The following is a 13,493-nucleotide window of genomic DNA, read 5'->3' as shown; positions in this document are numbered from 1 at the left end:
TGGCTACACCGCAGCTTGTGATGCGCAGAGGCGCTCTGCATTGCGTGGAATAGAAGCTCTGTAGGTTCCGGAGCCCGGATTGCGACAGGCGTAACGCCTACACACTGGGGCTACACCGCAACGCGCCGTGGCGGAGAGGGCTTAAAGCCGGGCTATCGCGATTGCAGCCTCAGCCCTGCGCCTCCAACCAATCCACCAGCGCTTTCATATCGCGCAAGTCGAGATCCGGTGCCGCACCCAATGCACCTGGCCACGGATGCCTCGCGCGGTTGATCCACGCTGTGCGCATTCCAGCTTCACGTGCGCCAACCACATCAAGTTCTGGGTCATCGCCCACGTGGAGGATGTCGGAAGGCTCCAGGCCCAGCTGCGCAGCAGCGGCGAGGAAAATGCGCGCATCGGGCTTGGGTGTGCCGGTATCGCGCGCGCTCACATGGTGCGCGAAGTGTTCGCGGATACCGATGCGGTCCAGGTCGGCGTTGCCGTTGGTAAGGCTGACCACCGGCCAGCGCTCGGCAATGCGTTGCAGGGCGGGCAGGCTGTCAGGGTAGAGTTCGACGCTGTTGCGCGCCGAAAAGTAGATCTCCCACAACACTTCTAGCGGCGCCTGGTCGATGCCGCACGCGGTAAACGCGCGCTGCATGGTGATATGGCGTTGCGCAGTGAAGTCATGGGCGAGGTCGGTGCGCTCGGCGGCGACCTCGGCACGCAGCGCGCGCATGGCCGGGATGGGCCATGCGCGCGCGACGTCGGGATAGTGCTGGCGCAGGTACGCGTCCACCTCGCGGTCCGCACGCTCCAGGGCCGGCAGTACCGGCCACAGCGTGTCGTCCAGGTCGAGCGTAAGGGCGCGTATGCGCACGTGGGACAACAAGATCAGTTGCCGGTCACCTGCAGAACCTGACCTACCTTCACGTTGTCGCTCGGCAGGTGGTTCCAATCCTTCAGCTGCGCCACCGTCACCGAATACTTCTTGGCGATGGTAGACAGCGCGTCACCCTTGGCGACCGTGTAGGTCGAGCCAGCAGCAGCACCGCTGGCAGCGGTGTTTTCAGCGTTGCGGGCGGCCAGCGCCGACTTGCCATCCGGCGCCTTATCGGCGGTCGGGACGGCGGCTGCGTCGGCAGCTCCGGCAGTGGCACCGGCAGCAGCGCCCGGCAGGGTCGGACGCTGAGCTTCCGTCAACACCGGGTCGGCGACCACATCCGTCTTGATGCCGTTCTCGGCCAGCAGCTTCTCGCGGCGAGCCTTGTCGCCCTGGGCGAGCTGCGGCGCATCGACGTAGGGCACCAGGTGGTGTGCACGTGCCAGGCCCTTCACCTCATCGGTCAGCAGGAAATCCATGAAGGCGGAAATCTGCGCGGCCTTCGGGCTTTCCTTGTTGGTCACCAGGAACAGCGGGGTGTAGAGCAGATAGCTGCCGTCGCTAACCGTAGCGAGGCTCGGGCTCACACCATCGATGCTGATCATGCGCACCTTGGTATTGCTGACCACGCCAGAAAGCGTGGTCACGCCCAGCGCGTTCGGATCGAGCGTCACGGCTTCTTCCAGCTTGGCCGTGTTCACGTAAAGGCGTGGCGCGGCGACCGGCTGGCTGCCACGGCCGAACACCAGTCGGCGCAGGCTGTATTCCACGCCATCACCCGGGCTGGCCACGGCGTACAGGTCGATGGGCGCGTCCTTGCCGCCGACGTCACGCCAGTTGGTGATCTTGCCCAGGTAGATGTCGTGCAACTGCTTCACGGTCAGGTTGGGCACGCTGTTGGACGGGTGCGTCACCATCACCAGCGCGTCGAACGCCACCGGGGTAAACAGCAGATTGCTTTCCGCATCGTTTGAGCTGCTGCGAGCGCTGCCGGCGATATCAGCCAGGCCATGCTCTACGGCATCCAGGCCCGAGGCTGTGTTGAACGGCTGGACTTCGATACGCCCCTTGCCGCTCTTCTCGTATGCCTTGGCCACGTCGTCCACCACGCCACGCGCCGTAGCGTAGTCACCGCGCCACACCAGCGCCGGCGGCGGGGGAGTGGTGGGCTTCTTGGTGGACTTGCTGGTCTTGCCGGCGGCGAGTGCGCCGGAGGCTGCGCATGCGGAAAGCAGCGCAACAATGAGCAAACGGGAAAGGCGTTGTGACATGGCGGTGGAGAACCCCGAGATAATGATGATGGCGTTCGCGAGCCGCCTGGTATGGAAAACGGGCGCGCGTGCAGATGTAACCCTGCTATTTCATCCAGCTGACGGCCAAACCGCAAGCGTATTCATACGGTTGCATCGAGGAAAAGCGCGACCCCGGCCACGCATCGCCCGTTGCGTTCACGCCCCGTTAGTGGATATCGCACCGAAAGGCGAGTGTCGCAGGTTTGGGTGCGACGGGCTGGGGCACTTTTGCCCTTCGCATCATGCCCCGCTCACCGCCCCCGCCAAGCGGAGGCGGTGAGCCACACACTCAACGAATCTCCACGTACCGCACCCCATCGTCACTCGCCACCACCAGCACCAACTGGCGCGGGTTCACGCCAGCCAGTTGTTGCAGCGTGCGCAGATCGGGCACGCGCAGGTTGCCGACACCAATCACGATGTCATTTGCCTGCAGGCCCCCCTGCGCTGCGCGGCTGCCTGCGCGCACCGCACCCACGGCCACGCCGCGAATACCCTGCGCGCGCTGGTTCTGCGAGAGCTCGCTGAAGGTCACGCCGGCCAGCCGTGCATCCAGCTTGCCGCCGTCCACCGTGGCAAGCTTCTCCGGCACCAGCTTGGCGGTGACCTCACGCGTAGCCCCGCCGCGCTGCACGGTCAGCTTTACCGCGCTGCCGATCGGCATCAGGCCTTCGGCGTTGCGCAGGTCCTGTGCGTTGCGCACCGGCTTGCCGTCGATGGCAATGATCACGTCACCCATCTGGATGTCCGCACTGTCGGCGGCCGAACCCGTGGTAACGCGCGTCACCACGGCGCCGTTGTTGTCCTTCAGCCCCAGCACCTTGGCGATGCGCGGGGTGATGTCCTGCGTTTCCACGCCCAGGTTGCCGCGGTTCACCTTGCCGTTGGTGATCAGCTGCTGCATCACCTCGCCGCTGAGGTTGGTGGGGATGGCAAAGCCAATGCCCACGTTGCCGCCCGACGGCGACAGGATCATGGTGTTGATGCCCACCAGCTCGCCGCGCAGGTTCACCAGCGCGCCGCCGGAGTTGCCCGGGTTGATCGAGGCATCCGTCTGGATGAAATTCTGAAAGCCCGTGCCGCCCAGGCCCGAGCGGCTCAGCGCCGACACGATGCCCGACGTCACCGTCTGCCCGAGCCCAAACGGGTCGCCCACCGCCACCACAAAGTCACCCACGCGCAGCGTGCTGGAATCGGCCATCGGCAACGCCTGCAAGCCCGTCGCTTCGATCTTCACCACCGCCACGTCGGTATCCGGGTCGGTGCCCACCAGCTTGCCCTTGAAGTCGCGGCCGTCTTGCAGCGTCACCGTGATGTCGTCCGCGCCGCCCACCACGTGGTTATTGGTGAGGATGTAACCCTTGGCCGCGTCCACGATCACGCCCGAGCCCAGGCTCTGCTCCACGCGCGAACGCGGCGAACCCTGCAAGCCGAAAAACTGGCGGAACACCGGATCGTCAAAGAACGGATCACGCACCTGCACACGCGTCTTGGTGGAAATGTTCACCACCGCTGGCGTCACCTTCTCCAGCATCGGCGCCAGCGACGGTAGCGGTTGCCCATCCATCGTAGGCGGCAGAGTCGCGTGGCTGACCAAGGGCGTTGCGGCGACCAGCACAAATGCGGCGGCAGCCAACCGGCGGACGAAACGGGCAGACATGGAAGCTCCTTTTTCACGAATGGAATCGATCGTCGTTCGACTCATCGCGGCGTCACCGGTTCCGCAGCCGCCGCCATGACGAAATTACTTTACTTCGGCAAAGGGCAGGGGTAACTTTCACCTTCGTTCGCGACCACAACATCTTGTGTGACAAGGCAGGGTGTTCACCCAAGAGCTGGTGTCACGGGACTCTCCCGGGGGGAGAGGGTTACCGGGTCGGGCAGGGAACGCGGGCATCGGCGTAAGCGCGGGCGTTCGTGTCCCTCGTCCTCCGATGCGAGCGGTTTTGCCGAGTAGAACAACGCCAACACGGGGCCGTGAGGCCATGCCGGGAGGTCAGGAAGCCGATGAGCACCATGCGTGCACCAGCCGTAAACCGCGATGCCGCCGCCATTCCGCTGCAGCCTGCGTCCTACGACATCTGGGACAAGAAGTACCGCCTGAAGGCTAAGTCGGGCGCGCCGGTCGACGGTAGCGTCGACGAAACCTACCAGCGTGTCGCCCGCGCACTGTCCGAGGTGGAAGCCACGCCCGAGCTGCGCGAACACTGGAACGAACGCTTCCTGTGGGCGCTGCGTCGCGGTGCCATTCCCGCCGGTCGCATCACCTCCAACGCAGGCGCGCTGGCACACAAGCCGGCGACATCCACCATCAACTGCACCGTGTCCGGCACCATCCTGGACTCCATGGACAACATCCTGGAGAAAGTGCACGAGGCGGGCCTCACGCTGAAGGCCGGCTGCGGCATCGGCTACGAGTTCTCCACGTTGCGTCCGCGCGGCGCGTACGTGTCGGGTGCGGGTGCGTACACCTCCGGCCCGCTGTCCTTCATGGATATCTACGACAAGATGTGCTTCACCGTCTCCTCCGCTGGCGGTCGCCGCGGTGCGCAGATGGGCACGTTCGACGTCAGCCATCCCGACGTGAAGGAATTCATCCGCGCCAAGCGCGAAGACGGCCGCCTGCGCCAGTTCAACCTGTCCCTGCTCATCACCGAGGGCTTCATGCAGGCGGTGGAGCACGACCACGACTGGCCGCTGGTATTCCCCGTACACGTCAAGGAAAAGGACGAGGTCGACCTCAACGACCCCGCCACCATCGTGTGGCGCGAGTGGCCCACCCACGAAAACTACGTGGAGCGCGAAGACGGCCTGGTGGCCTGCAAGATCTACGGCCACATCCGCGCGCGCCATCTGTGGGACATGATCATGGTGTCCACCTATGACTTTGCCGAGCCGGGTTTCATCCTGATCGACAAGGTCAACGAGATGAACAACAACTGGTGGTGCGAACACATCCGCGCCACCAACCCCTGCGGCGAACAGCCACTGCCGCCCTACGGCTCCTGCCTGCTGGGCTCGGTGAACCTGACCACCTTCGTGCGCGATCCCTTCGGCCCCAAGGCCCGCTTCGACTGGGACGAATACCGCGAAGTAGTCAAAGTGTTCACCCGCATGCTCGACAACGTGGTGGAGATCAACGGCCTGCCGCTGGAACAGCAGCGCCACGAGATCCTCTCCAAGCGCCGCCACGGCATGGGCTTCCTGGGCCTCGGCTCCACCATCACCATGCTCAAGATGCGCTACGGCTCCGCTGAGTCCGTCGCCTTCACCGAAGAAGTCTCCCGCGACATGGCTGTGGCCGGCTGGGAAGTCGCGCTGGAACTCGCCAAGGAAAAGGGCGTGGCGCCCGTGCTCGCCTGCGACTACACCGTCACCGGCGACATGCTGCGCAAGCGCCCGGAAATGGTCGCCGACGGCTACAAAGTGGGTGATTCTATCCCCGGTCGCGTGCTCCACGCCAAGTACAGCCGCTACATGCAGCGCGTAGCCAGCGTGGCGCCCAACCTGGTCGAGCAGCTCGCCGAAACCGGCGCGCGCTTCACCCACCACAGCTCCATCGCGCCCACCGGCACCATCTCCCTGTCGCTCGCCAACAATGCCAGCAACGGCATCGAGCCCAGCTTCGCCCATCACTATTCGCGCAACGTGATCCGCGAAGGCCGCAAGACCAAGGAAAAGGTAGAGGTCTACAGCTACGAGCTGCTGGCCTACCGCGCCTTGATCAACGCCGAAGCCGTGCCCTTTACCGACGACCCCAAGTTCAAACTGCCCGATTACTTCGTAGCCGCCGACGACATCTCGCCCAAAGAGCACGTCGACATCCAGGCCGCCTCGCAGTTGTGGATCGACTCGTCCATCTCCAAGACGGCGAACGTCCCCACCGACTACCCCTACGAAGACTTCAAGGACATCTACTTCTACGCCTATAAACAAGGCTTGAAGGGATGCACCACCTTCCGCTTCAACCCCGCTGCGTTCCAGGGCGTGCTCGTCAAAGAAGCCGATCTTGAGAACACCCACTACCGCTTCGAATTGGAGGACGGTAGTGTTGTCGAACTGAAAGGCAACGAAGAAGTGGAGTACGACGGCGAAATGCACACAGCCGCCAATTTGTTCGATGCCTTGAAGGAAGGGTATTACGGAAAGTTCTAAACTATGCGCCGGTGCCTGCCTGCAGACACCGACCCACTGCCAAGAGCAATACCGAATATCCGGTGGCAAGGCTCAACATAAGTTCCAAAATCCACGTCGGAGGGGAATACCCGCATGTCCATCGATACCGAGTTTGAAGTGAACGAAGAAACCGTAACGGTCGTAGAAGCGCCGGTCGAGGTTCCCGTGGTCGAAGTGACCCCGGCAGCCGCCCCCAAGAAGGCTCGTGCCAAGAAGAAGGTGGCTGCGGCCAAGAAGGCAGCTCCGGCCAAGAAAGCCGCCAAGAAGGCGGTGAAGAAGGCCGCTGCCAAGAAGGCCGTCAAGAAGACGGTGAAGAAGGCTGCCGCCAAGAAGGCCGTCAAGAAGACCGTGAAAAAGGCTGCCGCCAAGAAGACCGTGAAGAAAGCGGTCAAGAAGGCTGCCGCCAAGAAGGTCGCCAAGAAGGTCGCCAAGAAGGCGGTGAAGAAAGCCGCCGTCAAGAAGGTTGCCAAGAAGAAAGCGGTGAAGAAGGCCGCTGCCAAGAAGGTCGGCCGCAAGGTCGCCAAGAAGGCAGTGCGCAAGGTCGCCGCCAAAAAGGCTGTTCGTAAGGTCAGCAGCAAAAAGACGGCCAAGAAGGCCGCAGTTAAGAAGACGGCCCGCAAGGCCGCCGGTAAGAAGACCGCCGCCAAGGCGGTCAAGAGGTCCACTGCCAGCAAGAAGGCGAGCGTGAAGAAGGCCGTCCGCAAGGTCGCCAAGAAGTCCGCACGCCGTAAGTAAGTCGTAAAACGGTCCGGCCCGGCGTGCAAACGCCGGGCCGGTCTGTCTCCGCGACGCAGGCCGCCATCAGCCAGGAGCACACCATGGCGATCAAGATCGAAAAGAAGATCAAGGGCTACAACGTCGTCAAGCCCGAAGACAAAGCCGCGTCCGCCGCTGCACCCGCCGCCCAGCCGGCCGCTTCTAAAGAAGCGCCCAAGGCGGAAGTCATCCAGATGCACGAGAGCCTGGAGCGTCCCGAGACGCTTGTCGGCTCCACCTACAAGATCAAATCACCGCTGTTCGAGCACGCGTTGTACGTCACCGTCAACGACATCGTGCTCAACGCCGGCACCCAGTACGAACAGCGCCGCCCCTTCGAGATCTTCATCAACTCGAAAAACATGGACCACTTCCAGTGGATCGTGGCGCTCACCCGCATCCTCTCCGCCGTGTTCCGCAAAGGCGGCGACGTCACCTTCCTGGTGGAAGAGATGAAAGCCGTCTTCGACCCGCGCGGCGGCTACTTCAAAGCCGGCGGCGTCTACATGCCCAGCATCGTCGCCGAGATCGGCGGTGTGATCGAGCAACACATGAAGACCATCGGCCTCATCCACGACCCGGAAATGGACGAGTCCACCCGCAAGCTCATCGCCGAAAAACGCGCCGCCTATGAGGCCGCTGCCAACGGTAAGAGCGCTGCGCATGCTGCCGCTGAAGCCAAGACCGAATCCGCCACCGGCTTCCCGCCCGGCGCCACCCTTTGCGTCAAGTGCAATACGCAGGCGCTGGTGATGATGGATGGGTGTCAGACTTGTTTGAATTGTGGGTATAGCAAGTGCGGGTGAAGTGAAAATTCCAAGAGTATGAAAAGGGCGGCGGTTACGCCGCCTTTTTTTTTCTTAGGTATTTGCCTTGAAGAGCCTTTGACGCCCCTTCACCTCAGCTAAATTCCTGTGCACGAGTCCTGGCGAGGAGGAATAGAGCTGGATGGCTCCTGTTAAGTGGGAGAGCGTACCAAAGGGCCAAGCTACAGGGGTGCATCTTGCGATCTCTCTGGCGCAGATTGAAATAAAGTCCAGTGGCTTTCGGTCGATATCTTCAGCCGGACCCTGTGGCTGTTGCTTGCCAGCAAGGCTTGGAAAAATGGTCGAGTTCTGGTGTTCGCCAATTTCGATTAAGCATTTAGTTTGAAATGGAGTTTCACGTGATTAATGCCTTTCAGGTCAATAATCTGAGGTCGATAAGCGATTCTGGCGTAATAAGACTCGCCAAAATCAATGTCTTAGTAGGAAAAAACAGTGCCGGAAAGAGCACCCTCTTGAGAGTGCTTCCGCTACTACGCCAGAGCGTTGAGCAGCCAACGAAAGCGCCGATCCTTTGGTACGGCCGATTGGTTGATTTTGGCACCTACCAGAATGCTGTTAGCTCCTTTGCTCGTGAGCAAGGAGTTAAGTTCGATTTTTATATGAATTTGTCTGGGGATGCTAATACTGGCCGCTCTTATGAGCGCGAGTATCTGTTTGGCAGTACTGACTCGGCGAGAATTTATAAATCACTTCCAAAGGTCAAGGTGTCGCTGACTATTGGTTTAGATGACGACGACGACGTGGGAAGAGCACGATCTATAGAGGTTGATCTCGGCCCAGATCTAGTAAAGGTGACTGAATCGCCCCGGGATTGGTGGAGGCTCCAACTCTTGAGAAGATGGAGCCATGAAGAAGTCAAACAAGTTCTCACCTGAGATCCGTGAGCGCGCTGTGCGCATGGTGCAAGAGCATCGCGGAGAGTATCCGTCGCTGTGGGCGGCGGTCGAATCGATTGCCCCGAAGATTGGCTGCGTGCCGCAGACGTTGCTGGAATGGATCAAGCGTGAAGAGGTCGATACCGGCGTACGTCCTGGCGTGACCAGCAGCGAGACGCAACGCATCAAGGATCTGGAGCGCGAGAACAAGGAGCTTCGCCGCGCCAACGAGATCCTGAAGCTGGCCAGCGCGTTTTTCGCCCAGGCGGAGCTCGACCGCCGCTGCAAGTCCTGAAGCAGTTCATCGATCAGCACCGGGACCGCTTCGGGGTCGAGCCGATCTGCAGGGTGCTGCAGATCGCTCCGTCCGGTTACCGGCGTCATGCCGCGTGCCTGCGCGATCCATCACGGCGCAGTGCGCGCGCGCAACGCGATGAACAACTGGCTCCGCATATCAAGCGGGTCTGGCGCGAGAACTGGTCGGTGTATGGGGCTGACAAGGTCTGGCGGCAACTGCATCGAGAAGGCATGACGGTGGCACGCTGCACCGTCGAACGATTGATGCGACAGCACCGGTTGCGTGGCGTCATGCGTGGCAAGGTCGTGCGCACGACCATCAGCGATAGCAAGGCGCTGTGCCCACGGGACAAGGTCAACCGGCAGTTCAAGGCTGATCGACCTAACCAGCTCTGGGTCGCTGATTTCACGTATGTCTCCACGTGGCAGGGTTGGCTATACGTGGCCTTCGTTATCGACGTGTTCGCGCGTCGCATCGTGGGCTGGCGTGCCAGCACCTCCATGCGTACCGACTTCGTGCTTGATGCGTTGGAACAGGCGCTGTACGCACGCCAGCCCGAGCGTGACAGCCTGATACATCACTCGGACCGCGGTTCCCAATACGTCAGCATTCGATACAGCGAGCGCCTGGCTGAGGCAAGCGTCGAACCATCGGTGGGCAGTAAGGGCGACAGCTATGACAACGCGTTGGCCGAGACCATCAACGGGCTCTACAAGGCCGAGCTGATTCACCGCCGAGCACCATGGAAAACCAGAGAAGCGGTGGAACTGGCCACGCTCGAATGGGTGTCATGGTTCAACCACCAACGCTTACTCGAACCCATCGGGTATATTCCACCCGCCGAGGCCGAAGCTAACTACTACCGTCAGCTGGCTTCCGACTTGGTGCAGGCCGCATGATCACTTAAACCAAATAGCCTCCGCGAAAACCGGGGCGATTCAGTGAACTGTCCGCTATCTACCCGAAGCGGACCTTTGCAGATGGCAGTACTCGCAATTTTGTCCGGAGAAACGGCTGCATGCGCCTCTATACCCGAGTCCTGATAGCAGCAAAGCCAGAGACGTATTCACAGGCTGAGACAGATGAACTTCGTTCTACTATCGCTTCTGCCCCTGGTATCGAAGAAATAGCCAGCGTGTCCAAGCACTTCAAGGGTGGTTACGACGTCGTGGTCCAGCTGACTGAGGACTCGGTAGAGTCCTTCCTTGGATTTCTTTGGAAGGCCGGCTATCGGTCAGCGATCTAGCATTAGTGGAGAACGTCCGCTTTCGACGCGGAGCGAACGTTCCGTTCAAGTAGTGTTGGCTTGTCGTAGTTCACGGAGGAATTATGAAATACGTACTCGGCTACATCTTCGGTTTGATATTTGCCGCGCTGGGTATCTTTTTAGGAGTTTACTTTGCGTGGAAAGGTCTCTCCTCCGAACCTTACAGTGGAGTTGAGTTGGGCTCCTTCTGGGGTTACACGGGCTGTTTTTTGGGTTGTTCTTGCGCCGCCATAGGGGCGTTGACGGGGCTTTGGCTAAAGATCGCTTCGCACAGATCGGCTCTCTTCTAGAGAGGTCGCAGAAAGAAGGCCCGCTTCCGACCCGTAGCGGGCATCCGCTGTTGAAACTGGCCCACAAGGAGGAGTTATGAAGTCTCGTACGTTTATCGCTGCGTTGACGTTGATGGCGTTGCCGTTGTTCGCCCATGCCTCATGCGAAACGGTGAAATCCGACATCGACGCGAAGATCAAAGCGAACGGTGTGAGCAACTACAGTTTGGATGTAGTGGCTGCTGATCAGGCAGATAAGGGCGAAGGCAAAGTGGTGGGGCAGTGCGAAGGGAATAAAGCCATCGTGTACTCGCGCGGACAATCCACGGCGGGTAGTGGCGACTCCAGCCATACGCCGAAGGAATCTCCGGCCGGGGCAGGCAAATCGGGAGCTGCAACACCCCCTGCAGGCGCCACGTCGATGCCACCACCTCAGGCAGTCGGCCGGTCCGGCCAAACCGGGGGCTGATGGTCAGTTGCTTGCGAAGCTGATCAACGAGTGGCGGCCAGTCGCCGCCACTCGTTGCTTCGGTGCTGCTTACTGATTGGTCGTGCTGATGAAGCCAGGTGTGGCACCGATGAAGGTGCTGGCGGCCTGGATGTCGATGCTGCCCCAACCCGTGGCATTGTCACGGCCCGCAACGGCCGAGTAGTAGCCGTTGTTGCCCGTGGTCACGTCATGGAAAGGGAACTGGTTGGCGTAGGCGTACAGTGCCGGCGCGGCAAAGCCCATGCCGTTGTTGTTCGCGGATTCCAGGCGTGCCCATACACCCACGAACAGCGGTGAAGCCAAGCTGGTGCCGCCGTTGGTGTAGTAGCCCGATTGCGAGATGCCCGAGGTGGAGCTCGCCGTGAAGTACACGATGATTGGCGAGTTGGTCCAGTCTGCATTGAACGCCACGTCAGGCACGCTGCGATAGGCATAGCTGCTCGACTGCCAACTGGGCGTAGGTTCGGAGCTGCTCACGCCGCCGCCGCTGTAAGGCCAGGATGCTTCGGAGACGTAGCTGTCCGCACTGGTGGTGTTGAGCGTGGTGCCGCCCACGGCCACTACATACGGCGAGCTGGCCGGGTAGTTGACCGACAGCGAGGTGGTGCTGCCATAAGCACCATTCTGCGGCGCCGTACCGTTCAGCGGGCACGGGTAGGAACCATTGTCGCCGGTGGCTGCCGAGAACGTCTGTCCCTGCGTTACACCAAGCTTGAAGGCGGAGTCCGCAAAGCCCGGCGAGCCATCGCATTCCGGCAGGCCCCAGGACATGTTGGCCACCTTGGCGGTGTTGTCGCTGACCACCTTGTTGATCACCTGCAGCAGACCGCTGTTGCTGGCGCCGCTGGAGCCGGTGCGCGAACTGTAGGTTCCGCCATCGGTGTAGAACACCAGCTTCTGCACACTGCCGGCCACGCCGACGATGGCCTGTGCATCCATGCCCCATTCGCCCTGGCCGCTATCGTCCGTGCTGCTCTTGGTGGTGGTGGAAACGATGGCGGTGGGCACGGCGGTGATGCCTTGGCCGCTCTCGAACTTGCTCAGGTCAGTCTGTGCGTTGGTCATGCTGCCCCAACCGAGGACGGCCACCGTGGTATGGCTCGCCGTGCTTGCGCTGCCGGCGTCATAGACCGTGGCGAACTCCTGCGGGTAGTAAGCATGAGCCTGCGAATTGCCGGTGACCGACACCACCGTGTACGCGGGTTTGATCTGCGAGGCGGGCAGTGAGAACACGCGTGCCTGATGCAGCGTGTTGAAACCCAGTACCTGATCAACCACCGAGCTCAATGCCGCCGGCACTTCCACGCCGCTGGTGTTGGCGATGCCGTCGCGGCCGTGACGGCTGAAGTGGCCGATGGAGGTGCGGAAGGCATTGCGGGCCGTGCCCACGCTGCCGTCTGCGGTGACCAGAAGGCGGTTCGGCGCAATCTGGACGTTGGTGAAACCTTGCTTGGTCAGGTAATCGGCGACCTGCTGGGCTTGCTGCTGGGTCGGCGCGAACAGCTCCGTGCTGTTCTGGCTATTGAGGAACTGGTGAAAGGAAGGGCTGCCGGGATGGAATAGCTCCTTGAGGTAGCTGTCCAGCACATCTTCGTTGCGCAGCTTCAGACTCACCGTGATCGATACCGCCTCCTGATCGGCGGCATAGCCGCTGAAGGTAGCGTCACCGGTATACGGTGCATGGGTACGCGTCATGGCCCATGCCGTGGTGCTGGCATCGGAGGCGGGGGCGGCCATCAGCGCGCCCGGCAAGCCCAGCGCAACAGCCAACATGGTGGCCAGGTACCCCTGTGCGAGGGCACGCGACGTGCCCTTTACTGCCTTACTCATAAGCAATAACTCCCCAGTAATGTGGTTATGAATCCGACGTGCGATGCAGCGAATGACCGACCATGCGGACACGCATCTCCCCTGCGCCGGCACCTTCCAGGTGCCAGTGACGCATGGACGAGTCATAGGGAAAAAGCTCGAATACCGCGGCCGCGGCACCTTCCAACCCCCTGCTGCGAGTCGATTTATAGGGAGGAAAATGCGAGCAAATCGTGAAATCTATCGCTTTCGGCATAGACCGTAAAAAATTACTTTTAGAGAAATTTATTACGTTAGATAGGCAGTTGATTTCGCTGTCTTGCGTGACGCTGACGGCAAGAACTTTCGTTTACTTCGAGCGCGTCCGCTTCGGCGCATATGGACTTCAGTAAGTCCAAGGAGGGGGAGTGGCAACTCACGGATCGTCGCATTGGCGCCAGCATGGACGTCTATCCATGTGGCGATACATTGGAGCGAATCGCTCCTACCAGGGCTGGCATACAAGCGCTGACGCCGCTGGTTGCCTATCACTGCTTGCGCTACTTGATGCGCTGGCAGGGGAGTCTTTG

At 61.1% G+C, this 13,493-nt stretch carries 10 protein-coding genes and 1 other annotated feature; of the genes, 6 read left to right on the top strand and 4 right to left on the bottom strand.

Annotation, left to right across the window (positions count from 1 at the left end; all coding sequences use genetic code 11):
* Nucleotides 1-169: 169 nt before the first annotated feature.
* The 3 genes from DyAD56_RS04365 to DyAD56_RS04355 form a co-directional block, all read right to left on the bottom strand.
* Entirely contained in the window at nt 170-862 is a 693-nt protein-coding gene (locus DyAD56_RS04365) for an HAD family hydrolase (RefSeq protein WP_102301554.1), read from the bottom strand.
* Nucleotides 863-876: 14 nt separating this feature from the next.
* On the bottom strand, nt 877-2,136 hold the full coding sequence (locus DyAD56_RS04360; protein WP_102301514.1) for a substrate-binding domain-containing protein: 1,260 nt from the start codon (nt 2,134-2,136) through the stop codon (nt 877-879).
* A 310-nt stretch (nt 2,137-2,446) separates the two neighbouring features.
* Nucleotides 2,447-3,817, bottom strand: coding sequence for a Do family serine endopeptidase (locus tag DyAD56_RS04355; RefSeq protein WP_199178877.1), 1,371 nt, complete (start codon nt 3,815-3,817; stop codon nt 2,447-2,449).
* A gap of 347 nt (nt 3,818-4,164) precedes the next feature.
* Between DyAD56_RS04355 and DyAD56_RS04350 the strand changes: the two genes are divergently transcribed.
* The 6 genes from DyAD56_RS04350 to DyAD56_RS04320 all read left to right on the top strand — a co-directional run bounded on the left by DyAD56_RS04350 (nt 4,165) and on the right by DyAD56_RS04320 (nt 11,094).
* Nucleotides 4,165-6,312, top strand: a complete 2,148-nt coding sequence (locus tag DyAD56_RS04350; protein ID WP_102301513.1) for an adenosylcobalamin-dependent ribonucleoside-diphosphate reductase — start codon at nt 4,165-4,167, stop codon at nt 6,310-6,312.
* A gap of 114 nt (nt 6,313-6,426) precedes the next feature.
* Entirely contained in the window at nt 6,427-7,068 is a 642-nt protein-coding gene (locus DyAD56_RS23825) for a histidine biosynthesis protein HisIE (RefSeq protein ID WP_158241254.1), read from the top strand.
* 83 nt (nt 7,069-7,151) lie between these two features.
* Nucleotides 7,152-7,895: an NrdJb gene (locus tag DyAD56_RS04340; RefSeq protein ID WP_102301512.1), complete on the top strand. Its 744-nt coding sequence runs from the start codon at nt 7,152-7,154 to the stop codon at nt 7,893-7,895.
* 359 nt (nt 7,896-8,254) lie between these two features.
* Nucleotides 8,255-8,791, top strand: coding sequence for an AAA family ATPase (locus tag DyAD56_RS23525; RefSeq protein WP_158241253.1), 537 nt, complete (start codon nt 8,255-8,257; stop codon nt 8,789-8,791).
* A protein-coding gene (locus tag DyAD56_RS04335) for an IS3 family transposase (protein ID WP_102301511.1) occupies nt 8,763-9,988 on the top strand; the annotation gives its coding sequence in 2 pieces (ribosomal slippage) (nt 8,763-9,051 and nt 9,051-9,988; 1,227 coding nt in all). Before DyAD56_RS23525 ends, DyAD56_RS04335 begins: the two co-directional genes overlap by 29 nt.
* Nucleotides 9,041-9,157, top strand: a sequence feature (AL1L pseudoknot). (Overlaps the previous gene by 117 nt.)
* Nucleotides 9,989-10,722: 734 nt before the next feature.
* Nucleotides 10,723-11,094 carry a DUF1161 domain-containing protein gene (locus tag DyAD56_RS04320; RefSeq protein WP_102301508.1) on the top strand — a complete coding sequence of 124 codons (372 nt, stop codon included), beginning with the start codon at nt 10,723-10,725 and terminating at the stop codon, nt 11,092-11,094.
* Between the two features lie 69 nt (nt 11,095-11,163).
* Here the strand turns inward: DyAD56_RS04320 and DyAD56_RS04315 are convergent, their stop codons facing one another.
* Complete coding sequence (locus DyAD56_RS04315) at nt 11,164-12,945, bottom strand: S53 family peptidase (protein ID WP_158241252.1); 1,782 nt, start codon at nt 12,943-12,945, stop codon at nt 11,164-11,166.
* Nucleotides 12,946-13,493: the final 548 nt, after the last annotated feature.

The sequence above is a fragment of the Dyella sp. AD56 genome (assembly GCF_002878475.1).
Taxonomy (GTDB): domain Bacteria; phylum Pseudomonadota; class Gammaproteobacteria; order Xanthomonadales; family Rhodanobacteraceae; genus Dyella.
Note: the sequence above shows the minus strand (reverse complement) of the source record. Positions and strands in the feature narration are given on the sequence as shown.

What these genes read in the sequence shown, in the direction of transcription:
- DyAD56_RS04360 (WP_102301514.1), bottom strand. Translation starts at nt 2,136, where the DNA reads ATGTCACAACGCCTTTCCCGTTTGCTCATTGTTGCGCTGCTTTCCGCA.
- DyAD56_RS04355 (WP_199178877.1), bottom strand. Translation starts at nt 3,817, where the DNA reads ATGTCTGCCCGTTTCGTCCGCCGGTTGGCTGCCGCCGCATTTGTGCTG.
- DyAD56_RS04350 (WP_102301513.1), top strand. Translation starts at nt 4,165, where the DNA reads ATGAGCACCATGCGTGCACCAGCCGTAAACCGCGATGCCGCCGCCATT.
- DyAD56_RS23825 (WP_158241254.1), top strand. Translation starts at nt 6,427, where the DNA reads ATGTCCATCGATACCGAGTTTGAAGTGAACGAAGAAACCGTAACGGTC.
- DyAD56_RS04340 (WP_102301512.1), top strand. Translation starts at nt 7,152, where the DNA reads ATGGCGATCAAGATCGAAAAGAAGATCAAGGGCTACAACGTCGTCAAG.
- DyAD56_RS04320 (WP_102301508.1), top strand. Translation starts at nt 10,723, where the DNA reads ATGAAGTCTCGTACGTTTATCGCTGCGTTGACGTTGATGGCGTTGCCG.
- DyAD56_RS04315 (WP_158241252.1), bottom strand. Translation starts at nt 12,945, where the DNA reads ATGAGTAAGGCAGTAAAGGGCACGTCGCGTGCCCTCGCACAGGGGTAC.